Origin of the sequence: Cupriavidus sp. SS-3, from assembly GCF_035818815.1 — a bacterium.
In the GTDB taxonomy this organism is placed as follows: Bacteria; Pseudomonadota; Gammaproteobacteria; order Burkholderiales; family Burkholderiaceae; genus Cupriavidus; species Cupriavidus taiwanensis_C.
This window is the reverse complement of sequence record NZ_JAYLVT010000002.1, coordinates 273,013-295,107: the sequence shown is the minus strand read 5'-3', so window position 1 is coordinate 295,107 and position 22,095 is coordinate 273,013. Positions and strand designations below refer to the sequence as shown.

The following is a 22,095-nucleotide window of genomic DNA, read 5'->3' as shown; positions in this document are numbered from 1 at the left end:
AGCAGGGTGCGCCTGCGCCGACGGCCAAGCCGCCGGTGCCGGTCGCCGCTAGCCTTCCCCGCGCGCCCTACCCCCGATGCCTGCATCGGATTCCCTTTTTTCAGACGAGTTTCGCCATGTTCGAACGCAGCCGTTTTACGATCGACCAGATCGACCCCGAGGTCTTTGCCGCCATCCAGCAGGAAAACCAGCGCCAGGAAGACCACATCGAGCTGATCGCCTCCGAGAACTACACCTCGCCCGCGGTGATGGCCGCGCAGGGTTCGCAGCTGACCAACAAGTACGCCGAGGGCTATCCCGGCAAGCGCTACTACGGCGGTTGCGAGTATGTCGACATCGTCGAGCAGCTGGCCATTGACCGCGTCAAGCAGCTGTTCGGCGCCGAAGCCGCCAACGTCCAGCCCAACTCGGGCTCGCAGGCCAACCAGGGCGTGTACTTCGCCGTGCTCAAGCCGGGCGACACCATCATGGGCATGAGCCTGGCCGAAGGCGGCCACCTGACCCACGGCATGGCGCTGAACATGAGCGGCAAGTGGTTCAACGTGGTCAGCTACGGCCTCAACGCCCAGGAAGACATCGACTACGACGCGCTGGAAAAGCTGGCGCAAGAGAAGAAGCCCAAGCTGATCATCGCCGGCGCCTCGGCCTTCGCGCTGCGCATCGACTTCGAGCGTATCGGCAAGGTCGCCAAGTCGATCGGTGCCTACTTCATGGTCGACATGGCCCACTACGCCGGCCTGATCGCCGCGGGCGTCTACCCGAACCCGGTACCGCACGCCGACTTCGTCACCACCACCACCCACAAGAGCCTGCGCGGCCCGCGCGGCGGCGTGATCCTGATGAAGGCCGAGCACGAGAAGGCGATCAACTCGTCGATCTTCCCGGGCATCCAGGGCGGCCCGCTTATGCACGTGATCGCCGGCAAGGCGGTGGCGTTCAAGGAAGCGCTGACGCCGGAGTTCAAGGAATACCAGCAGCAGGTGGTGAAGAACGCCGCGGTGCTGGCCGAGACCCTGATCGCGCGCGGCCTGCGCATCGTCTCGGGCCGCACCGAAAGCCACGTGATGCTGGTCGACCTGCGCGCCAAGAACATCACCGGCAAGGAAGCCGAGCGCATCCTGGGCGAGGCGCACCTGACCGTGAACAAGAACGCGATTCCGAATGACCCGGAAAAGCCGTTCGTCACCTCCGGCATCCGCGTGGGCTCGCCGGCCATGACCACGCGCGGCTTCAAGGAAGAAGAAGCCCGCATCGTCGGCAACCTGATCGCCGACGTGCTGGACAACCCGCACGACGCCGCCAACATCGCCGCGGTGCGCGAGCAGGTGTCGGCCCTGACCAAGCGTTTCCCGGTCTACGGCTGACGCGCCCAGGCCGCCCGCGCGCACGCGCACGGGCGGCCGGCAGCTCCGCGGTCCGTGCCACCCCCGGCGCAGGTCGCGGGCCTCGCCAACCCGCCCCGCCGCCGCAGAACGACAACACGGACAAGGCGATGGGGTTCAACTGAAGGTGGTCCGGCATGAAATGCCCCTTTTGCGGTCATTCCAATACCCAGGTTCTCGACACCCGCATGTCGGAAGACGGCGATGCCGTGCGCCGGCGCCGCCGCTGCGAAGCCTGCGATCGCCGCTTCACCACCTATGAGCGGATCGAGCTGTTCTTCCCCGCCATCGTCAAGAAAAACGGCTCGCGCGTGGACTACGCCCGCGCCAAGCTGAAGGATTCGATGCGCCTGGCGTTGCGCAAGCGCCCGGTCTCGGCCGAAGCCATCGACGAAGCCATTACCCGGATCGAGGAAAAACTGCTGGCCCTGGGCGAGAAGGAAATCCCCAGCAGCCAGGTCGGCGAACTGGTGATGCGCGAGCTGCGCAAGCTCGACAAGATCGCCTATATCCGCTTCGCCTCGGTCTACCGCAGCTTTGAAGACGTGTCCGAATTCTCGGACGTGCTGGCCGAAGTCACCGCCGGCAGCGGCAAGCGCTGACGCCTGCGTCTTCTGCTACCAGCACTGCGCCGACGCCACGCCGGCGCGCATCCCCGTGTTCCCCTGCAGCCCCAGGTGGTTGATGGTATAGCTGCCGCAGTCGTCCCCCGCCTGCGCGCCGACCGGCGTTGCCGTCGCGCTGTAGCTGGTCGCAGGATTGCCGGCCACCACGCTCAGCTGGTAGTAGGCCTGGCCGCCTGACTGGACCGCCACCGGGAACGCCGCGCCGGCATATCCCAGCGCCGCGGGCGTGCCGCCATAGACGTTCTGCGTGCTGAACAGCCGCTCCTGGCGCGCCGCGAGATCCAGCAAGGCGGTCTTGGCGTCGGTGCGGCGCGACTTGCGCACGTGTTCGGTGTAGGACGGGTAGGCGATCGCGGCCAGGATCGCGGCGATCGCCACCGTGATCATCAGCTCGATCAGCGTGAAGCCGGCGGCGGCACGCCGCGGCGATGGGGATGCGGACAGGTTCATGGGCGTCAGCGCAGGCGTATCCAGTTGAGGCGGGCGCCGGCGCCATTGGCGCCGGGGTTGATCTGGGTGATGGCGCCGCTGCCGCCCACGGTCTGCTGCACCAGGTAGGGCCGCTTCTTCGCCGTCACCACCGACGGCGTGCCGGTGCCGCTCAGGCCGATGCCGCTGACGATGCCGTTGTTCAGCAACGGGAAGGTGCTGCTGTTGGTGCTGCTGAAGAACGACTGCGCGGCCGCGCCGCCCGAGCCCATCGACACGCCCATGGTAAAGCCCGACGGCACCTCGGCATTGCACGACAGCGCCTGCGACAGCGCCGAACTGGGCGGGATGGTGGTGTTGACGATCACCATGCCGTAGGCGATCACCGGGTTGTAGATCACCTGCTCGCGCGTGGCCGACGGCAGCGGCAGTTGCCAGCCGTACTTGTTGTTGCCGCTGGCGCAGGCGTTCGAGCCCTGCCAGCACACCTTGCCGGCGCTGACCGTGCGCACCGTGACCGTGCTGCCGGCCGCGCGCCCTTCGGCGGTAATCGACTGCTGCGTCAGGTTGGCGCCGGACAGCGGCCGCGTGGCGCTGGCCAGCGAGGCATAGCGGGCCTGTGCCCCGGCCACGGCGTTCCATCCCGCCATGTCCCAGTCCCACACGCCATACAGTCCCTGCCCGCCCGGCTCGAACACCGCTTCGCTGCCCTGGGTCTGCTCCAGCCGGCGGCCGGTGCCGAACGCCACCACCACGCGCGGCATCGCCGCGGCGCCGGTTCCGGTGCCGGGCACCGAGCCCACCGCCACCCTGGTGGAGATCGGCTTGCCGCCGGTCTGCATCAGCGGGCGGCTGCCGGCGCGCCAGTGGTCCGGATTGTCCGAGGTCAGGTCGAAGCGCCACAGATTGCCGAACACGTCGCCAGCGTAGACGTAGTCGGTGATGTGGTCGCCGTCGAGGTCGGCCGGCGTGACATAGGCAATGCCGTTGCGGCTGCTGGCGCCGGCCGGGTCCTGCTGCGGCCCGTAGCCGGTGCCGAGATAGCGGAAGCTGCGCGAGCCGTCGGCCGGGTCGACCAGCATGATGAAGAGCCCGGCCGAGCCGCTCTTGCTGCCCAGGCCGTTGCCGAACAGCACCGCCCACTGGCCGTTGTGCAGGCGGCGGATCACGGGCGTGCCATAGGTGTTGCCGAGGTTGTCGCCGCACGCGCTATCGCCGGTGCACTGCAGCGTGTTGTTCCACTCGCCGATCACCGTGGCGCTGGCCGCCGCCGGGGTATCGCTGAAGCGTTCCGGATCGGTCACGTCGAGCGCGTAGAGCGCGCCGCCGGTCGCGGCCGCGGTCTTGCTGGCGAGCGGGCCGCCGCGGTTCGCGCCCGGCCCCAGGCCGCCGACCAGCCAGGTATGCCAGGCACCGGCGTAGTAGAGGTCGCCGGTGCCTGGCGTGGCATCGACAAACAGGTTGTGCACGTATTGCGGCGAACTGTAGGCGAGCGCCGCATTCGTCGACTGGATGGTGTCTAGCACCGCGCCGGGCATGTACGCCAGCACCTCGCGCCCGTCGTTGGGCTTGCTGGCGTCGTTGCCGACGAATGCTCCCGCGGCGTTGTAATAGCCGGAACGGAAGCCGTGCAGCAGCCCGTCGTTAGCGCCGACATAGACCACGTTGAGCCGCTGGGCCTTGGCTTGCCGGAAGGCGTCGTAGCTGCCGGCGGGCTCTGGCGGGCTGGCGCGCTTGTACAAGGCATCGGTCCACGGCCCGCTGTACGGCGATGACGGTGCGCCGACCCAGGCCGGGCTGGAATCGATGATGTCGCCCAGCACGCCGGTGCGCTTGCGGAACTGCCCGGCGCCGGCCGCGGTCAGCTCCTTGCTGCGGTCCCCGCGCAGGTAGTCGAGGCGGTCGCCGCCCGGCGCGGCATCGCCCGCGCTCAGCTTCGCCTTGTGCGCGTCGGGCAGGTTGGCGTCCCAGCGCAGCGGGATGCCGCTGCTGCCGCTCCAGGTCAGGATCCTGCGGCTGTCGGGCGCCTGCGCCACCACCGCGGTGCCGGTCGCCGCGCAGTGGCCGCCGGTCAGCGTGCAATGCGCGTTCCAGTTGGCCACGGTGGCAATCGACACCGAGTCGGTGGCGGGATCGTAGAGCAGGTTCTGCGCGCTCAGCTCGCCCCACCAGTTGGTCGGGTGGTAGTAGGCCAGGTACACCTGCGAGCCGGCCTCGACCCGCGCCGACTGCTGCACGTTGGTGCCGGCCGAGCTGCTGGACTGGCCCACCGGCTCGGCCTTGAAGCAGGTGATCTCGTGCACGTTGCTGCCGCTGCCGGTGCCCGCGGCGAAGCCGAAGCGCAGCGACGCCGGCACCGGTCCGTTGGCCTGCGTGATGTCCTGGTCGGTGATCACCGGCGTGGCGGCGCCGCCGTTGTAGCTGTAGGACATGCTCAGCAGCCCGTTCTGGGTCAGCTTGAGCGAATAGACGATGGGGATGCCTTTGGCCCGCGTCGGCCTCGACACCGCCTGCTGGTTGGCGATCTTGTCGGGCAGGTCGCTGATGCCGAGCATGCGGTAGTTGTAGGCCAGCCGCCGTCCCCTGACATCGCCGCCGTCCTTGCCGCTGCTCCAGTCCTGCACATAGCCGCGCGCACAGGTGTTCTGCACCGCCTGCGCGCGCTTGCTGGCGCTAAGGCTGTCAGGGTAATAGGCCGGATAGGCGGCGCGCAGGCCGGCCCAGTTGGTGTCGCCCGAGCCGCGCACGCTGATGCGGTTGGCCTGGAAGGCCGGGCCCGAGTCGGTGTTGTCGGCCTTGTTCGAGAAGTTGCCGAACTCATCAATGCCGATGCCGATATAGCCCCCGGCGACGCCGTCGTACGCACCATTGACGTTCGAGCAGCTGTAGCCCAGGCTGCCGCCCAGCCCGCCCACGGTTGGGCTCTTGCTGCCGTCGGCGAGGTAGAAGCTGATGCCGTCGGCGCCGGTGCCGCGCAGGTTGTCGCCGCCGTAGGTGACGGTGGAGAACGTGACCTGCAGCCCTTCCTGCATGCCGAAGGTGAACCGGGACACCACCGCGCCGTTCTGGTTGTCGCCGTTCGCGCCCTCGGCCGTATCGCCGTTGGTCAGCCGCAGCGCGCCGTAGCCCGCGGCATCCGGCACGCTGCCGCTGGCGCCGCCGACCAGCTTCGAATTGCGGTCCCGGTAGTAGGTGAAGCTCGACGTGGCGCAGCCAGGAATCGAGCCGGTGCCGTTGCCTGCGGTCAAGCACGCGCCATTCAGCGCCACCCAGTCGTAAGAGGACGCAGCCCCGTTCAGGTTGTCCTGGATCACCAGCGCATGCGCCGGCCCAGCCAGCAACACGTTGACGGCGGCGCTGACGGTGGCACCAACGGCGGCGGCAATGCCAGCAAGGCGTGGAGGTTGGCTCATCACTCTTTCCCGAGATCCTTGGTGCCGGCGCCAAGCTGGTAGGTGCTCTGCACCACCGCGGCGGTGCCGTCGCTGCCGCCGTAGCCAGCGCCGGTCACGCGGAACAGCATCGACAGGCCATCCGGCGACAGCCCCAGATAGTGGATGTAGAGGCTGGGCGCGCGCGCATAGTTGATGTCGGTGCCGTTCAGGCCGCCGGGGCTGCCGGCCGTCGCAAGGCGCATCGACGGCGGCAGGTAATCCGCCCGCGCCGGCGTCCACGGCAGGCTGGCCGGATCCGCCAGCGCGTTGGCGCAGACCTGCAGGTTGGCCGGGTCGTTGGCGTCGATCACGCTGTTGCAGGCCGCGCCGGCGGAGCCGTTGCCCTGCCCCAGCCACCATTCGCCGTACTGAAGCGCGCCCTGCGCGGCCTCGAACGCGCGCTGCTTCTCGCGGGTGTTGCCGGCGATCTTCTCCTGCAGGCCGAAGCCGCGGAACATCGTCACCGACAGCAGCGACAGGATCAGCAGGAACAGCAGGCCGATGATCAGGACATAGCCGCGCGGCGCGGCGCCGGCGCGCAAGCGGTCTGGCTGGGCGCGTGTCATGGGCGGTTCATCAGGCTGATGGTCTGGGTCCAGCCGAGCGTGGCCGGCTGGCCGGGCTGACCGGCAAAGGGATTGGCAAAGGTCAGCGTCACGCGCGCACTGCGCACCTGGCCCCACAGTGCGCCGGCGCTGACCGCGCTGGCGCTCAGGTAGGTGTCGACGTTGCCGCCGTTGCCGGTGTCGGTGCCGTAGCGCACCCGCAGCGCGGAGATGCCGCCGGCCAGCGGCACCGGCGCGCCGCCGTTGACCGCGCAGGTCAGCTCGTTGGCGGCATTGACCGCAAAGGTGTTGAGGTAGGCGACACTGGCGCCCGAGGTATTGGCCGCCCCCTGGCAGTTCATGATGCCGTCGCCGCTGGCGGTGACAAAGCGCGCCGTCAGCGTATCGCTGGCGCCGTCGGCACCGGACTGGCCGACGATGGCCTGCCCCGCGACGAAATCGCCGAAGGCATTGTCCGCCAGCGCCGGCAGCGCGTCCGCCGCGACCTGGTTCAGCGGATCGGGGAAGTACCCGGCCGACTGCACCGTGTTGGCCAGCATCGTCATCACCAGGCGCTCGCTGTCCTGCAGCGCGGCCAGCCGCTCCTGGTCGCGCACGGTGCCGCGCAGGTTGAGGAACACCGTCATCAGCGCCGCCAGCATGAACAGCGCGATCACCATCGCCACCAGCACCTCGACCAGCGAGACACCGGCCTGCGCGCATCGATACCCGCGGCGAGACCCGCGGAGCGGGATTTGAAGGATCGCTCTCATGGCTGGACGTGCAGCGTCAGGCTTTGCGTGGCGGCCATGGCCGAGGTCCGCGCCGCGGTGGTCTGGTTGTAGGCCAGGTAGTGCTCGCTCCAGGTGGCGGTCAGGCTGCAGCGGATCGGGCGGCTGATGTCGTTGCTGCAATTGACCGTGGCCGCGTAGGTGGGGAAGTGTGCTGCCATTTCCGCGGCCCAGTGCTGCACGTCGTAGGCGGCCATCTGGATCGGCGTGCAGGCTACGCTGGCGCAGTCCGGCGCGGTGGCGCTGAGCGCGCCGGTGCTGTCGGTCACCGTCGCGCCGGACAGCGTGAAGGTCTGCGGTGCCGTGCCGGCCGCCCAGAAGCCGCGGTTGCCGTGCATCGCCGCGGCCAGGCTTTCAAGTTGCAGCGCCACCAGCGAACGCCCGCGCGCAATCTGCGTATTGGCCAGCGCCGCCGCCTGCATCTTGGCCAGGCCGAGCAGTCCCACCGAGGTGATCACCAGCGTGATCAGCACCTCGATCAGCGAGAGTCCGCGCGCCATGCGGCGCCGGTGCAGGCAGCCGTCCCGTCCGGTCACTGGCATGCGCCCTCCCCGGCGCGCTGGATGGTCTGCCGGCCGGCAATATTGATGGCGATGCAGCGCGTGGCTGCGTCGGCCACCGGGCTGGTGCGCAGCGTCATCGTCAGCGCGCCGCCGGGCAGCACGGCGAAGCCGTCGCGGTTGTAGCTCAGGAAAGCCGCGCCGGCGGGCGTGGTGAAGGTGTCGGTGGCGGACCAGCCGGCGCGGTAGTGCAGCACCTCGTCGGCCGGCGGGGCCGCGTCCACCGTTCCCGACCCATTGCGGTCGACGAACGCGATCCAGCCGCGCGCCCAGTTGCCGGCGCCCAGGCAGGCGCTGCCATTGGCGGACGGGCACACGCTGACCGGCAGGCCGCGCTTGACGGCCTCGCTGCGCGCGAGCTGCAGGGTGCCGACCATCGACTGGATCTCGCTGTCGACGCGGCTGGTGCGCAGCAGCGAGACGAACGAAGGCGTGCCGATCGCCGCCAGGATCGCCACCATCACCACCACCGCCATCAGCTCGACCAGCGTCAGCCCGCGGCAGCGCCGGCGCAACGCGCGCGGACCGGCGCCAGCGCGGCTGCCGCTGCTAGCCACGCGCACAGGCATGCCCGGGCCGGGCAGGGCCACATCGCGGTGAAGGCAGGGAGGCGCGGTATCGCGAAGGCGAACCGTCGCCGGCATGTCAGCGCGCGGGCAGAGGTGCCGCCGCCGATGGACAAGGAACTGCCAGGATGACCCGATGCATGTTGACCCCCGATAAATGGCTTTGTTACCTGGGCAAGGCGATCCGCTCTGACGGTGGAAAGGCCTGCCCGCACCCGAAATTCTTATTCTGTGCCTCGCTGCCGCCGGAGTGGCTGGCAACGGGATACCGCGAAATCGCGATTCGCCATTCGAATAGCGGAATCGTTACGACTTTGCAACACCCGCGATAGTGGGGAATTTGATAATTCCTGTCAATTGCATCGCGTCAGCGTCTGGCGGCGAGCCGGCAACGCGTTGGGCCGCCGCAACTGACTGCCGGCAAGCGTCACGATCGGGGCCGGCATGCCCGCGCTTAACACAATGGTGCGGATCTTCCCGCTTTACGTTTCGGCACGTTCGCGGCCGGGAGGGCTGGCTAATCTGGGCCCATCGCCTTCACCGCCCATGCCATGTCCTCACCCGCAACCCGGCGTCCACCGCCGCCGCCAACTACCCCGCAACCCAGGCTCCAGCGCGCCTACGCACTGATCGAGGCACTTGGCGCCCTGTCGATCGTACTGGCCGGACTGCTGCCGATGGCAGTGGTCGGCACCACTGGGCTGGGCTGGCTGCGCGAACTGGAGCGCCTGGCGCAGGCCACGCGCAACGCGGCCGACGATGCTGAGCTGGGGCGCTGCGCCACGGCGCTGGCCGCCGTCGCCGTCATCGCGCCGTTGCCGGATGTCGGCGGCTGCCAGCCGGCCGGCGCAACATTGGGGCGCCCATGAACGTGCTCATTGACGCGCGCAGCTCACGGCCCCACCCGCGCGGCTTCTCGCTGGTCGAATTGATGGTCGGCATGGTGCTGGGCCTGATCGCCTCGGCCGCGGCCGGCGCCGCCTTCCTCAACGCGCACGCGGCCTACCTCGCCGCCACCGACCGCGTGCTGATCGAGGAACGCGGCCAGCGCGCGCTGGCCATTCTGTCCACGCTGCTACGCCAGTCCGGCTGGCCGGGCGAGCCCGCGTCCGGCATGGCCGCCACCGCCCTGCCCGCGGTCAGCGGCACGGACAATTGCGGCCAGCCCGCCATGGCCGCCGTGCCCGCCTGCGCCAGGGCCGCGGTCGGCCAAAGCGACGCGCTGCTGGTCCGCTTCAGCGGCAGCGGCCTGCCCGCCGCGCCGGCGCAGCCGGACGACACCATGACCGATTGCAGTGGCTATCCGGTTGCGGCAAGTGCAGCGGGCGCTGCGGGCACCGGAACAATCGCCGGCTACGTCGCGGAGAACCTGCTCTATGTGGCGGCTGGCGCCGACGGCGTGCCGCAACTGCTGTGCCGTTACCCGGCCCGCCGCAATGGCCTGATCGACGGCAGCGGCTGGACCTCGGGCGCGCTGGTGCGCGGCGTGGAATCGCTGCAATTGCGCTATGGACTCGACCTGGACCAGGACGGCCGCCCCGAGCGCTTCGAGACGGCATCGGCGATCCCGCCGCTGGGCGATGCCGCCTGGCAACGCGTGGTGGCGGTCCAGATCGCCGTCGCCGTGCGCGGCGACCGGCCGGGCTCGGCCACGCCAGTCCGGAGCAGCGCTACGGACACGCTGTCGCTGCCCGGCACCGCCGCGGCGGACCTGCCGCCCGCTGCGCCGACGCACGCCGGCACAGCGCGCCGCGTGTTCGCCGCCACAGTGCGGCTGCGCAATGCGCCACGCTGCCAGGAGACGCTGTGCTAGCGCCCCGCCCGGCACGCTCGCGCCACACCGGCGCCGTCACGCTGCTGCTGTGCGCCACCCTGCTGCTGATGGTGGTGCTGATCGCGGCCGCCACACTGCAGATGCTGCTGGCCGGCCGGCAGCTTGCCGTCATGCAGCGCGAGCGCGAACTCGCCTTCCGCGCCGCCGAGGCGGCGCTGCGCGACGGCGAGGCCGAGCTGCTGACAGCCGCCACATCGCCGGACACGCACGACCGCCTGGCGCTTTTGCCTGCGCCGGGTCGCTGCGGCAGCGGCCAGCAGGCGGGCGTCTGCCGGCCCGCGCTGGCCGGGCCTCCGGTGTGGCAGCCGTGGCTGCGGGTCGATGCCGACGTCGACGCCATCGGCGTGCCACTGGGCCGCTTTACCGGCGCTGCGCTGCCGGCCAACGCAGCCGCACAGGAGCCGCCGCGCTATGTCGCGGAAATTCTGGATGAAGCGCCGGCCGGCTACAGCGCGCCGGACCCCACTGTCGCAATCGCCCCGTGGCCGCGGGTCCGTGTGACCGCGATCGGCTTCGGCCCCACGCGCGCCGTGCGCGCACTGTTGCAAAGCGTGATCCAGCCATGACCCGCCTCGCCCGCTGCGCGCTCCTCTGCCTTGCCCTGATGCTTGTTCCCGCGTGCCATGCCGCCGGGTCCGAAGCGGGCCGGCTGCCGCTGGCCTACCGGAGCGCGAACGGCGCCTATCCGTGGACCGGGCGCTTGTTCGCCATCGGCTGGCAGGACCTGACGCAGGCGCCCTCGCCTGGCTTGTGGGAGGCCGGCGACCATCTCGACCGTCGGACGGTGCCATCGCGACGGATATTCACCTACGCCGCGCCGGACGGCGCAACGGCACGCGCCATGCCGCTGCAGTGGGATGCTGTAACCGAGGCCCCGCACATGGGCGACAGCGCATCGGTGGACTGGCTGCGCGGCGACAAGACCCGCACCAACCTGCGCCCGCGCGATACCCGCCTGGCCAATGCGGCAGGCGCGCGCGTGCGGGTGGTGGCGCCGCCGGCCTGGTCGCCCGGCAAACCCGGCCACGCCGGCTTTCGTCTGCGCTACAGCCTGCGCCCGCACGTGGCCTGGCATGGCAGTGTCGACGGCCTGCTGCACGCGTTCGATGCCGCGACCGGCGAAGAGCGTGCCGCTTACCTGCCGGGCGCGCTGCTGCCCTATGCCCTGGCCATGCCGGCCCCGGGCACACCGACGCTGCCACCGCCATGCCCGCGCCCGGAAGCGCAGGACGTCACCCTCCGCGGCGAATGGCGCACGGTGCTGCTGTGCGGCGTCCCGGCCAATGCCGCGGTCGGCAACCCCGCCGCAGTCTTCGCGCTTGACGTCACCGATCCCGACGGACAGATGCCGTTCGTGCCGATCTGGGAGATCGCTGCGACCCACGCCTTGCCACTGGCCGCGCGCGGACCGGTACGCGCTGCCGGCATCCGTAGCCAGGATGGGTTGCGCTGGTTCGCGGTGGTGATCGTCGATGCGAGCGCCAATGGCGAATCGGGTGTTGCCCGCGCCGGACTGGCGCTGCTGCCACTGGACAAGCCCGCCGGCGCCGCATGGGCCGGCCAGTACGCTGTACGCACCTTGCCCTTGCCGGAGCGCGATTGCCTCGGCGGCCCTGCGGCCGGCCGGCTGGTGGCGGTCAGTGTGTTGTCCGATCTCACCGGTGCCGCGCTCGCGGCCTATGCCACCGACGATGCCGGCCAGCTCTGGCGCTTCGCGCTCGCCGACGCGCCGCCGGCCGGGGCAAGCCCTGCCGCGGCCTGCCTGTACCGGATGCAGGTGTCCGCGCGACCGGCCAGGGAAGAGGCCCCCGTATTGCTCGGATCCCCCACCGCGCCCGTGGTGATCTACGGCGCCGGCAACGAACTGGCCGCGGTGCCCGATGGCGCTGCGACACGCAGCGCCACGGCCCGCACGCCCCGGCAGGTCACGGCCCAGGTTGCGGACAACGGCCATATCCTGCGCGCGGCCCCCGACGGCACACAGGATCCCGGCTGGCGCCTGACCCTGCCCCATGCCGGCGAACAGCTGGTCCAGGTCGAGCCGGTCTTCCCCGGCTACCTGCTGTTCGTGACCCGCACGCCCGATGGCGCGCAGCGCAGCTACCTGGTGCTGGCGGCGACGGGGGAATCCGTCGTGCAGCGCAGCTCCGGCGAGCGCCTGCTGGTCGCCACCGGCCAGTTGCTACCGCCCGGGGCCAGCGTGTTCGCGACCCGCACCGAATTGCCCGGCACGCCCGCTCAACCGGGCGGCGCCGGACGCCAGGCCTTTGCCCTCTCAGTGTGGGCAGCGACGGGCAACGCCGTCACGCAGATCGCACAAACGCTGGCCACGCGCCGCACCGGACGCCTGCGCTGGCGCGAGATCGTCGGCCCGGCCAGGGAGGATGCGCCATGATGAGCCTGGCATCGGCCGGCCGGCGCAAGCGCGGCTTCAGCCTGATCGAACTGGTGGCGGCGCTGGCCGTGATGGCCTTCCTCGCAGCCATCGCCGTGCCCGCGTGGCACCGCCATCTGGCGCGAGGCTGGCGCGCGCAAGCCCGCGCAGCGCAGACCGGCGCGATGCTGCGGCTGGAGCGGCATGCGCTCGAAGCCATGACCTTTGCCGCCGCGCCAGGGTCCGACATGGTTGCCGGCGAGTGGCCGCTGCGCGTGCCCGCCAATGGCCCGGTGCGCCACCTGGTAAGCGCCGGCGCTTGCCCGCAAGCCACGCTCGATACCTGTGTCGAACTCCGTGCCGTGCCGCAAGCCGCGGATCGCGAATGCGGGACGCTGATCCTGCGCAGCACCGGCCAGTGGCTGGCGCTTCCCGATGGCGCGGCGGTGCCGCAGCCTTTGCCGCACCATTGCTGAGGCGCGCATGGACATGACATGGGATGCCGGCAGGCATCGACACACTGCCGGGCTGACGCTGGTCGAACTGGTCGCCGGCCTGGCCATTCTCGGCGTGTTCACGGCCGCGGCCTATCCAGTGTTCAGCGGCATGCTCGCGCGCCAGCAGGTCACGCTGGCCGCCGACCGGCTGGCGATGTCGCTGGCGCTGGCACGCGCCACCGCGCTGTCGCGCCGCGTCGAGGTGACGCTGCAGCCGCTGCCGGGGGAGTCCACGCTGAGTCCGGGCTGGCAACTGGCGACGGCAGGCGCCAGCCCTGACCAGCCGGTGGTGCTGTCCGTGGTCGAGCCCGGCACGCCGTGCCTGTCCGTGACCCTTCGGCAGACCGTGCGCGGCGCCAATGTGCTGAAATTCCTGCCTGTGGGATACTCTCGTTCTGAGCAGGGCGGTTTCCAGGCCGCCACCTTCACGCTTGGCTGCCGTGGCGAGCAGCGGCAAGTCAGGATGGGCGCGCAAGGACGTATCCGACTCTGCACACCCGGCCGCGACGCCGACTGCGAGGCGGAATCCTCAGAACCGCCATGACCCGGCAGCCCTGCCACCTCCCTGCCACCTGATCGCAGCGCCAAGGCCCAAGGCCCTACCCAATCGCCGAATGTTTTCCGATACCGACCACGCCGCCATGCAGCAGGCGCTCGCGCTCGCCGCGCGGGGCATGTTCAACACCACGCCCAATCCGCGCGTCGGCTGCGTGCTGATCAAGGATGGCCAGGTCATCGGACAGGGCTTTACCCAGCCGGCCGGACAGGACCATGCCGAGATCCAGGCGATGAAAGACGCGCTGTCGCGCGGGCTCGATCCGGCCGGCGCCACCGCCTATGTCACGCTGGAGCCGTGCAGCCATTTCGGCCGCACCCCGCCGTGCGCCGATGCACTGGTGCGCGCCGGCGTGGCGCGCGTGGTGGCGGCGATGGAAGACCCCAATCCGTCGGTCTCCGGGCGCGGCCTGCAGCGCCTGCGCGATGCCGGCATCGACGTGCGCTGCGGCCTGCTGGAAAAGGAGGCGCGCGACCTGAATATCGGCTTTGTCTCGCGCATGACGCGCGGGCTGCCGTGGGTGCGCGTCAAGGTGGCGGCATCGATGGATGGCGGCACGGCGCTCCATGACGGCACCAGCCAGTGGATCACCGGCCAGGCCGCGCGTGACGACGGGCACGCCTGGCGCGCCCGCGCCTGCGCCATCCTGACCGGCATCGGCACCGTTCGCGACGACAATCCCGCGCTGACGGTGCGCGCCATCGCCACGCCGCGCCAGCCACAGCGGGTGCTGGTCGATTCTCGCCTCGAAGTGCCGCTCGACGCGCAGATCCTGACGCCCGACACCGGCGAATTCGCCCGGCCCGTGCTGGTGTTCTGCGCGGTGGAAGACCGCCAGCGCCAGCGCGCGCTGGAAGGCCGCGGCGCTGAAGTCGTGGTGCTGCCCAATCCGCACGGCAAGGTCGAGTTGCGCCGCATGCTGGAAGAACTCGGCCGGCGCGGCATCAACGAATTGCACGTCGAGGCGGGCTTCAAGCTCAACGGTTCGCTGGTGCGCGAGCGCTGCGCCGACGAACTGCTGATCTACCTGGCGCCCAAGCTGCTCGGCGATGCCCAGGGCATGTTCAACCTGCCGCCGCTGGCGCGGCTGCAGGATGCCGAGCTGTTCCACTGGCATGAAGTCCGGCAGATCGGCGACGACCTGCGGCTGATCGCCCGGCGCAACGATGCGTAGCGCCAGAACGCCGGCAGCCGATTCGAGATTCCCAACACCTCAAGCACAAGACTCCACCATGTTTACTGGCATTGTCGCGGCGGTCGGCCGCATTGAATCCGTGACCCCGCTCGGCGCCGCCGCAGACGCCGGCGTGCGCCTGCGCATCGCCGCGGGCGGGCTCGACCTGTCGGACGTCATCATCGGCGACAGCATCGCCATCCAGGGCGCCTGCATGACCGTGGTCGCCATGGCGCCCGACGCCTTCGAGGTCGAGGTCTCGCGCGAATCGCTGGACAAGACCGTGGGGCTCGACCGCGCCGGCCGCGTCAACCTGGAGAAGGCGCTGCGCCTGGCCGACCGGCTCGGCGGCCACCTGGTGTCGGGGCACGTCGACGGCCTGGGCGAAGTGGTGCATTTCGCCCCGGTGGGCGAGTCGCACGAACTGCGCATCCGCGCCCCGCGCGAGCTGGCGCGCTACCTGGCCTACAAGGGCTCGGTGGTGGTCAATGGCGTGTCGCTGACCGTCAACCGCGTCACCGATGAAGCCGACGGCTGCGTGTTCTCGATCAACCTGATTCCCCACACCGTCGAAGTGACCACGCTGCAGGAGCTCAAGCCCGGTGCGCGCGTGAACCTGGAGATCGACCTGATCGCCCGTTACGTGGAACGGATGCTGTCGAACACGCAGGCTCCCGCGTAAGACGCACGCTAGCGGCCCTCGTCGGGCACGTTGTAAGCCTGGCGCAACTGATCGGTGAAGGGCCGCAGCGCTTCCATGCACGCGGCGCTGTCGCCGCCTTCCATGGTCGACAGGCTCCAGTTGCAGCCGCTGGCATCCGGGGCGTGCCAGACAATATCGCCAAAGCAGGCGCCCTCGCACGCGGGCACCTTGGCCTGCTCTGCCCGGACCATCGCACGCAGTTCGGCCTTGTTCTTGATCTGTCTCGGCATGGCTGTCTCCCTGGGTAATGCGAACCTGCGGACGCGCCCGGACCGGTCTCAACCCCCGGTGCCGCGCGCAGTCCGGCGAACACTTCAGATGCGCCACTGGTGCAGCTTACGCTACCGCCCCTTGCTGGTGGCAAGTTTTCTCGCCGCGAGGCCTATGTTGTAAGTGAACTGGGAGGGACGGCGCGGTACGCCTAGAATGAAAGGGCTGTGCCGACGGCTGGTCTGGCCCACGGCGCACCCCCGCGCATTTCGCATTTCGCTTTTCCCTCGCCTACGCCTTATCGGACGCTGCCGCCTGGCGATCGCGTCCTGCTCACTGGCGTTTCCATACATCCGCCACGCCGCGCAACCGCGCCGTGACCGCCGCGCCGCTTGCGCCCGGCGACCAGGAGGATCTCGCATGCCCGCGCCTGCTTCCCGAATGACTTACCGCTGGATTCCGGCGATGCCGCGGCTGCAGTCGCCGCACCATGCCGCCCGCGCGCCGCATCACATGGGCCTGCTGAGGCTCGGTTCGACGCCGATGCGGCGCGCGGTCACGCTGCTGATCGACTGGGATCGCGCCGTCGGCGACGGCTGGCCGCGCCTGCAGCCGCCGTCATTGCCGTTGTGGCGCTTCCGGCCGTTCAAGCGCCCCGCCGCGCGGCGGTATGCCGGTTTTCCGTGGTGCCATGGCCGGACCGACTGAAACGCTGAAACGCAGCGTACCGCCATCCCGCCATCCATCGCGCGTTGCACACGCGCCAACCACGCCGGAACCAGCATGGACGAAAGCTTCTTCTATCAGCACTGCCACGTGGTCGTAACGCTGGCCGAGGTGACCTTCGGCAAATGGGAATGGTCGTATGCGCTCGATGCGCACGCCAGGTTCCACCGGCCCAACGCCGGCTTCCCCACCCGCGAGCTCGCGCTGGCTGACGCCACGCGCGCAGCCCGGACCCGCATCGCCAGGACTTCGCGCCTGCGCACCCCTGCCGCCGCCGCGGACTGGACGCCGCTGGCCGAAGCCGCGTAAGGCAAGATACCGGCAGCGCATACGACCAGGCGCCGCAGCCGCCACGCGCCTGGCTCCAGCGTCCTTCCGCGGATCCCCCTTCCCCGCTCGCCACGCCAGCCGGCGCACTTTCCGCTGCCGCTGCCTCCCGCGTGGGCTGCCTTGGCGTACAATAGCCGGCTTGACTGGGCAACCTGCCGGGCGTATATGGCCCGGCCGGCCCGGCCCGAAGCCCCGCCTCAGTCCGGCCGCTTTCCACCGCGGCCATGGTTCCTGCCACAGCCATTCGCCGGTTTTTCGCCTGATTTCCGCCCCAACCTGCCGTTCAGCACGCCATGACAATCGCCCGTACCGAAGACATCATTGCCGACATTCGCGCCGGCCGCATGGTCATCCTTGTCGACGAGGAAGACCGCGAGAATGAGGGCGACCTGGTCCTGGCTGCCGATTTCGTCACGCCGGAGGCGATCAACTTCATGGCCAAGCATGGCCGCGGCCTGATCTGCCTGACGCTGACCGCCGAGCGCTGCCGCCAGCTCGACCTGCATCCGATGGTAAGCCGCAACGGCACCCAGCACGGCACCAACTTCACCGTCTCGATCGAAGCTGCCGAGGGCGTGACCACCGGCATTTCCGCCGCCGACCGCGCCCGCACCGTGCAGGCTGCCGTCGCCCGCGACGCCAAGCCGGCCGACCTGGTCCAGCCGGGCCATATCTTCCCGCTGACGGCGCAGCCCGGCGGCGTGCTGATCCGCGCCGGCCATACCGAGGCCGGCTGCGACCTGGGCGCGCTGGCCGGGCTGACGCCGGCTGCGGTGATCTGCGAGATCATGAAGGACGACGGCACCATGGCGCGCCTGCCGGACCTGGTCGAGTTCGCGCGCGAGCATGACCTCAAGATCGGCACCATCGCCGACCTGATTCACTACCGCAGCCGCACCGAGAGCATTATCGAGCGCGTCGGCGAGCGCGCCATGCAAACCCCGTACGGCACCTTCCACAGCATCGCCTATCGCGACAAGCCGACCGGCCAGGCCCACCTGGCGCTGGTCAAGGGCAAGCCCACGCCGGAACAGGAAACGCTGGTGCGCGTGCACGAGCCGTTCTCGGTGCTCGACCTGCTGGAAGTGAAATGCACGACGCACTCGTGGAGCATCCCCGCGGCGATGCAGGCCATTGCCGAGGCCGACAAGGGCGTGATCGTGCTGCTGAACTGCGGCGACACCGTCGAGCAGCTGTTCACGCAGTTCAGCGCGCTCGACGCCCCGCAGTCGCGTCCGCGCCGCAAGCCGGACCTGCGCACCTATGGCATGGGCGCGCAGATCCTGAAGGATGTCGGCGTCGGCAAGATGCGCGTGCTGGCCGCCAGGCAGCGCATGCCCAGCATGACCGGCTTCGACCTGGAAGTGACCGGCTACCAGCCGATGAGCGGCCAGGCCGACTGAGCCGGCCCCGGTACCGAGCCGCCCCCCCCCCCGAATACCCGGGCCGCGGCGCATGCCGCCGCGGCCCTCCCGAAAAACTGGAGAATTGAACAATGGATCACGGCTTCTACCCCAGCAACCTCGACGGTGAAGGCCTGCGCATCGGCATCGTGCAGGCGCGCTTCAACGAGCCGGTCTGCGCCGAACTGCTCGAGGCCTGCGTGGCCGAGCTGGAAAAGCTTGGCGTCGAGGGTGAAGACACCCTGGTGGTAACCGTTCCGGGCGCACTGGAAGTCCCGCTGGCACTGCAGAAGATGTGCGAGAGCGGCCAGTTCGACGCGCTGGTCGCGCTGGGCGCCGTGGTGCGCGGCGAGACCTATCACTTCGAGCTGGTCTCGAACGAGTCGGGCGCGGGCATCACCCGCGTCGGCCTGGACTTCAACGTGCCGATCGCCAATGGCATCCTGACCGTCGACACCGACGAGCAGGCCCATGCCCGCACCCGCGAAAAGGGCCGCGACTGCGCGCGCGCCGCGGTGGAGATGGCCAACCTGGTGGCGGCGCTCGATTCGCTGCGCGGCCAGGAAGACGAAGACGAGGACGATGATGAGTGATACCTCGAACACGCCGGACAACGACGCCGGCAAGGCGGCCGGGGGCAAGCCCGGCGCTGCCCGCACCGAAGCCAAGGCGCCGCCCAAGAGCGCGCGCCGCCGCTCGCGCGAACTGGCCCTGCAGGGCCTGTACCAGTGGCTGCTGAACCGCAACGACATCGGCGCGATCCAGGCCCACCTGCACGACGCCCAGGGCTTCAACAAGGCCGACCGCGAGCACTTCGACGCGCTGCTCAATGGCGCCGTGCGCGAAGAGGCACGCCTGACCGCCGCGTTCGAGCCGTTCCTGGACCGCTCCGTCGATGAACTGTCGCCGGTCGAGCGCGCCGCCCTGCTGGTCGGCAGCTATGAGCTGGTGCACTGCCTGGACATCCCGTACAAGGTCGTGATCAACGAAGCCGTCGAGCTGACCAAGACTTTCGGCGGCGTCGAGGGCTACAAGTACGTCAACGGCGTGCTGGACAAGCTCGCTGCCCAGGTACGCGCCGCGGAAGTGGCTGCGCGCCGCTAAACCACCCCGGGGCTGCGCCGTGCCGTCGCGCTGGCCCTGGCGCCAGCGGCGATGAAGACGACACCCGCCGCGGCGGGTGTTTTCATTCCCACCGACCCCTTTTGCTGAACGGGCCCCTGCCGCCCGGAACACCATGGACTTGCAGCACCTGGCCACCGCCTCCCGCCTCGCCAACATTGACGCCTTCCATGTGATGGAGCTGGCCAAGCAGGCCGCCGCGCTGGAGCGCGCCGGCCGCCATATCGTGCACATGGGCATCGGCGAGCCGGACTTCACCGCCGCCGAGCCGGTGGTGCGCGCCGCCGAAGCGGCGATGCGCCGCGGCGTCACGCAGTACACCGGGGCGCTGGGCATCCATCCGCTGCGCGAGGCCATCGCCGGCTATTACCAGACCGCCTACGGCCTGGACATCCCGGCGCGGCGCGTGATCGTCACCGCCGGCGCCTCCGGGGCGCTGCTGCTGGCGTGCGCGGTGCTGGTCGAGATCGGCGCCGAAGTGCTGATGCCGGACCCGAGCTACCCGTGCAACCGCCACTTCGTCGCCGCCTTCGACGGCGTCGCGCGCATGATCCCGAGCGGCCCGGCCGAGCGCTTCCAGCTGACCGCCGCGCAGGTCGAGACCCACTGGGGCGAGCAGACCCGCGGCGTGCTGCTGGCCTCGCCGTCCAACCCGACCGGCACCTCGATCCTGCCCGACGAACTCGCGCGGATCCTGCAGGCGGTGCGCGCGCGTAACGGCTTCGCCATCCTGGACGAGATCTACCAGGGCCTGTCCTACGATGCCGCGCCGGTGTCGGCGCTGAGCCTGGACCCGAACGTGGTCACGGTGAACAGCTTCTCGAAGTACTTCAATATGACCGGCTGGCGCCTGGGCTGGCTGGTGGTGCCGGAGGCGCTGGTCGAGGCCTTCGAGAAGGTCGCGCAGAACCTGTTCATCTGCGCCTCGGCGGTGGCGCAGTACGCCGCGCTGGCGTGCTTCACGCCCGAGGCGCTGGCCATCTACGACGAGCGCAAGGCCGAATTCCGCCGCCGCCGCGACCTGATCGTGCCGGCACTGGAGTCGCTCGGCCTGCGCGTGCCGGTGCGCCCCGACGGCGCCTTCTATGTGTATGCGGACTGCCGCGGCGTCAACCACCCGGCCGCCGGCGACGCCGACCGCCTGACGCAGGCCATGCTGCACGACGCGGGCGTGGTGATGGTGCCGGGGCAGGACTTCGGCCCGCATACGGCCCGGGACTACATCCGGATCTCGTACGCGACCTCGCGCGAGAATATCGAGGAGGCGATGGCGCGGCTGGGCCAACTGTTCCGCTGACCGGCACCCCTGCCGCTGTGGCGACAGGCCAACAAAAAAGCACCCCGCGGGGTGCTTTTCTTCTGGGCGATGCCGGGGCCAGGCTCAGGCGTTGTGCGGCCCGTTATTGGCTTCCAGCTTCTCGGTCGGTGCATGCTCGACCGGCGCCTTGTCCTCCGCGGCCGGCTTGTCGGCATTGGCCGGCGCGCTGCGCACGCCGATCAGCTGGCGCAGGCGGGCACGTTCGGCCAGCACCTTGGCGCCGTAGCCGCCGTCGGTGGCCGTGGTGGCGCCGACGTAGTACTTCAGGCCACCCTCGAGCGAGCCGGCGCGGGCGATGCAGTCCTTGAGCACCAGCGCACCGATCTTGATGTTGGCGTACGGGTTCAGCGCCGCGGACACGCCGCCGACGGCTTCGTACTTGTCCTGGTGGACCTTGGTCATGACCTGCATCAGGCCCTGCGCGCCCACGCCGCTTTCGGCGTACGGGTTGAAGCTGGACTCGATCGCGATCACGCCCAGGATCAGCAGCGGGTCGATGCCGACCTCGCGCCCGGTCAGGTAGGCCGCCTTGACCAGCTGCGCGGTCGCCTGGGCGGCCACGCGGTACTTGCGGGCGATATAGTCCGCCACCGCGGCCTGCTCGCGCGCGCTGCCCAGCGTGGCGCCGGTGCTGCGGGCGTCCATCGCCACGCGCGTCACCGGGATGCGCGCGGCCAGGTGCGCGACCGACGGCACCTTGGTATTGGCCGCCAGGCTCCATTCGTCGACGCCCGACACGGTCGGCAGGCCGAGCTTGCCACCGCGGCCAGTGCCATAGCCGAACTTGGCCGCCGCGACGTCCGCCGTGCTCGGCGGGACGGCGCTGGATACGGCCGGGCTGTTGGCAGCGTTGGCGGCAGTGCCGGCATGGGCGGGCGCTGCCACGGCGGCGCTCACCAGCACCGCCGGCGCTTCGTCACCGGCCAGCAAGGCGGCCAGCGTGGTGCGCCACTCCTGGCTCACCGACAGCGACACCGCCGAAACCACCGCCATCACGCCCAGGCTGTTCAGGGCGTACTTCAGCGTCGTGCGGCCACCGCGCAAGGCGCGGCCCGCGACCGGATGCGCAAGACGGACCTGCAATGCCCGACTCACTCCGGGTACCGGCTGTCGGAGGCGGACCTGCAGGGCCCGCCCGATGCCGGGAAGATGAAGGGTTTTCCAACCGCTCATGCTTACCTCCATCCGTTGCCCGCTTCGCGTGCCAGACTGCGGCATGCGCCCGATCTCAACGTACTCAAGTAAGGATGCCGCGCCGTCTAGCAGTGACGACCAAGCACCTGTTGGCAGGGCGCTCCCCATGCGCCCAACTGGAAACAGGCCACGCCCTGGGGGGGCGCTACCTGCCACGACTTAACTCTCTACACTCCGGCAAGTCGCCGGAGGCGACCGGTCGCCCGCCATGCGCGCGGGTCTATGACCATCGGTCCTTGCTGGAGGGACTTTCTGGCACGTTGTTTTAATGTGCACCCCTTGACACAGGGAGAAAATCCATGTTGCGACGCAACACTCCAT

At 70.0% G+C, this 22,095-nt stretch carries 24 protein-coding genes; 16 read left to right on the top strand and 8 right to left on the bottom strand.

Annotation, left to right across the window (positions count from 1 at the left end):
* Positions 1 to 116: 116 nt before the first annotated feature.
* Positions 117 to 1,364 (top strand): serine hydroxymethyltransferase, encoded by a 1,248-nt coding sequence (gene glyA, locus U9J39_RS04715; protein WP_062801448.1) that lies wholly within the window; start codon positions 117 to 119, stop codon positions 1,362 to 1,364.
* 155 nt (positions 1,365 to 1,519) lie between these two features.
* Positions 1,520 to 1,984, top strand: coding sequence for a transcriptional regulator NrdR (nrdR, locus tag U9J39_RS04710; protein ID WP_012353559.1), 465 nt, complete (start codon positions 1,520 to 1,522; stop codon positions 1,982 to 1,984).
* Between the two features lie 15 nt (positions 1,985 to 1,999).
* Here nrdR and U9J39_RS04705 read toward each other — a convergent pair whose 3' ends face one another.
* The 6 genes from U9J39_RS04705 to U9J39_RS04680 are packed head-to-tail and all read right to left on the bottom strand — an operon-like array spanning position 2,000 to position 8,336.
* A complete protein-coding gene (locus U9J39_RS04705) occupies positions 2,000 to 2,458 on the bottom strand; it encodes a type IV pilin protein (protein WP_326346629.1) in 459 nt (152 codons plus the stop codon).
* Positions 2,459 to 2,463: 5 nt separating this feature from the next.
* A complete protein-coding gene (locus tag U9J39_RS04700) occupies positions 2,464 to 5,850 on the bottom strand; it encodes a pilus assembly protein (protein ID WP_326346628.1) in 3,387 nt (1,128 codons plus the stop codon).
* Positions 5,850 to 6,437 (bottom strand): pilus assembly PilX family protein, encoded by a 588-nt coding sequence (locus tag U9J39_RS04695; RefSeq protein WP_115680873.1) that lies wholly within the window; start codon positions 6,435 to 6,437, stop codon positions 5,850 to 5,852. Before U9J39_RS04695 ends, U9J39_RS04700 begins: the two co-directional genes overlap by 1 nt.
* Positions 6,434 to 7,189 carry a PilW family protein gene (locus U9J39_RS04690; protein WP_116312917.1) on the bottom strand — a complete coding sequence of 252 codons (756 nt, stop codon included), beginning with the start codon at positions 7,187 to 7,189 and terminating at the stop codon, positions 6,434 to 6,436. The genes U9J39_RS04695 and U9J39_RS04690 overlap by 4 nt, the downstream gene beginning before the upstream one ends.
* On the bottom strand, positions 7,186 to 7,749 hold the full coding sequence (gene pilV, locus U9J39_RS04685) for a type IV pilus modification protein PilV (RefSeq protein ID WP_326346627.1): 564 nt from the start codon (positions 7,747 to 7,749) through the stop codon (positions 7,186 to 7,188). The genes U9J39_RS04690 and pilV overlap by 4 nt, the downstream gene beginning before the upstream one ends.
* Complete coding sequence (locus U9J39_RS04680; RefSeq protein ID WP_240991274.1) at positions 7,740 to 8,336, bottom strand: GspH/FimT family pseudopilin; 597 nt, start codon at positions 8,334 to 8,336, stop codon at positions 7,740 to 7,742. Before U9J39_RS04680 ends, pilV begins: the two co-directional genes overlap by 10 nt.
* A gap of 548 nt (positions 8,337 to 8,884) precedes the next feature.
* Between U9J39_RS04680 and U9J39_RS04675 the strand changes: the two genes are divergently transcribed.
* The 8 genes from U9J39_RS04675 (at position 8,885) to U9J39_RS04640 (ending at position 15,450) form a co-directional block, all read left to right on the top strand.
* Positions 8,885 to 9,202, top strand: coding sequence for a hypothetical protein (locus U9J39_RS04675; protein WP_147299316.1), 318 nt, complete (start codon positions 8,885 to 8,887; stop codon positions 9,200 to 9,202).
* Positions 9,199 to 10,146, top strand: coding sequence for a PilW family protein (locus U9J39_RS04670; RefSeq protein ID WP_326346626.1), 948 nt, complete (start codon positions 9,199 to 9,201; stop codon positions 10,144 to 10,146). Before U9J39_RS04675 ends, U9J39_RS04670 begins: the two co-directional genes overlap by 4 nt.
* Positions 10,140 to 10,733 carry a pilus assembly PilX family protein gene (locus tag U9J39_RS04665; RefSeq protein ID WP_116312920.1) on the top strand — a complete coding sequence of 198 codons (594 nt, stop codon included), beginning with the start codon at positions 10,140 to 10,142 and terminating at the stop codon, positions 10,731 to 10,733. The genes U9J39_RS04670 and U9J39_RS04665 overlap by 7 nt, the downstream gene beginning before the upstream one ends.
* Positions 10,730 to 12,562, top strand: coding sequence for a pilus assembly protein PilY (locus U9J39_RS04660; protein ID WP_326346625.1), 1,833 nt, complete (start codon positions 10,730 to 10,732; stop codon positions 12,560 to 12,562). The genes U9J39_RS04665 and U9J39_RS04660 overlap by 4 nt, the downstream gene beginning before the upstream one ends.
* Positions 12,562 to 13,017, top strand: coding sequence for a type IV pilin protein (locus U9J39_RS04655; RefSeq protein ID WP_326346733.1), 456 nt, complete (start codon positions 12,562 to 12,564; stop codon positions 13,015 to 13,017). Before U9J39_RS04660 ends, U9J39_RS04655 begins: the two co-directional genes overlap by 1 nt.
* Positions 13,018 to 13,024: 7 nt before the next feature.
* Positions 13,025 to 13,582, top strand: coding sequence for a GspH/FimT family pseudopilin (locus U9J39_RS04650; RefSeq protein ID WP_414247671.1), 558 nt, complete (start codon positions 13,025 to 13,027; stop codon positions 13,580 to 13,582).
* Positions 13,583 to 13,652: 70 nt separating this feature from the next.
* Positions 13,653 to 14,768: a bifunctional diaminohydroxyphosphoribosylaminopyrimidine deaminase/5-amino-6-(5-phosphoribosylamino)uracil reductase RibD gene (gene ribD, locus U9J39_RS04645; RefSeq protein WP_326346624.1), complete on the top strand. Its 1,116-nt coding sequence runs from the start codon at positions 13,653 to 13,655 to the stop codon at positions 14,766 to 14,768.
* Positions 14,769 to 14,826: 58 nt separating this feature from the next.
* Entirely contained in the window at positions 14,827 to 15,450 is a 624-nt protein-coding gene (locus tag U9J39_RS04640) for a riboflavin synthase (protein ID WP_115710449.1), read from the top strand.
* 8 nt (positions 15,451 to 15,458) lie between these two features.
* On the opposite strand, the gene U9J39_RS04635 is transcribed toward U9J39_RS04640, so the two are convergent.
* The gene (locus tag U9J39_RS04635) at positions 15,459 to 15,701 is read right to left on the bottom strand and encodes a hypothetical protein (RefSeq protein ID WP_115710451.1); all 243 of its coding nucleotides are present in this window, start codon (positions 15,699 to 15,701) and stop codon (positions 15,459 to 15,461) included.
* Positions 15,702 to 16,101: 400 nt separating this feature from the next.
* Between U9J39_RS04635 and U9J39_RS04630 the strand changes: the two genes are divergently transcribed.
* The 6 genes from U9J39_RS04630 (at position 16,102) to U9J39_RS04605 (ending at position 20,559) form a co-directional block, all read left to right on the top strand.
* Positions 16,102 to 16,389: a hypothetical protein gene (locus U9J39_RS04630; protein ID WP_326346623.1), complete on the top strand. Its 288-nt coding sequence runs from the start codon at positions 16,102 to 16,104 to the stop codon at positions 16,387 to 16,389.
* A 75-nt stretch (positions 16,390 to 16,464) separates the two neighbouring features.
* Positions 16,465 to 16,716, top strand: coding sequence for a hypothetical protein (locus U9J39_RS04625; RefSeq protein ID WP_115680883.1), 252 nt, complete (start codon positions 16,465 to 16,467; stop codon positions 16,714 to 16,716).
* A 314-nt stretch (positions 16,717 to 17,030) separates the two neighbouring features.
* Positions 17,031 to 18,140, top strand: a complete 1,110-nt coding sequence (gene ribBA, locus U9J39_RS04620) for a bifunctional 3,4-dihydroxy-2-butanone-4-phosphate synthase/GTP cyclohydrolase II (protein ID WP_115710455.1) — start codon at positions 17,031 to 17,033, stop codon at positions 18,138 to 18,140.
* Between the two features lie 92 nt (positions 18,141 to 18,232).
* Positions 18,233 to 18,733, top strand: coding sequence for a 6,7-dimethyl-8-ribityllumazine synthase (gene ribH / locus U9J39_RS04615; RefSeq protein ID WP_115680885.1), 501 nt, complete (start codon positions 18,233 to 18,235; stop codon positions 18,731 to 18,733).
* Positions 18,726 to 19,244, top strand: a complete 519-nt coding sequence (nusB, locus tag U9J39_RS04610; protein ID WP_115680886.1) for a transcription antitermination factor NusB — start codon at positions 18,726 to 18,728, stop codon at positions 19,242 to 19,244. The genes ribH and nusB overlap by 8 nt, the downstream gene beginning before the upstream one ends.
* A gap of 133 nt (positions 19,245 to 19,377) precedes the next feature.
* Complete coding sequence (locus U9J39_RS04605) at positions 19,378 to 20,559, top strand: pyridoxal phosphate-dependent aminotransferase (protein WP_326346622.1); 1,182 nt, start codon at positions 19,378 to 19,380, stop codon at positions 20,557 to 20,559.
* Between the two features lie 84 nt (positions 20,560 to 20,643).
* Here U9J39_RS04605 and U9J39_RS04600 read toward each other — a convergent pair whose 3' ends face one another.
* A complete protein-coding gene (locus tag U9J39_RS04600) occupies positions 20,644 to 21,753 on the bottom strand; it encodes a lytic transglycosylase domain-containing protein (protein WP_326346621.1) in 1,110 nt (369 codons plus the stop codon).
* Positions 21,754 to 22,095 lie beyond the last annotated feature (342 nt).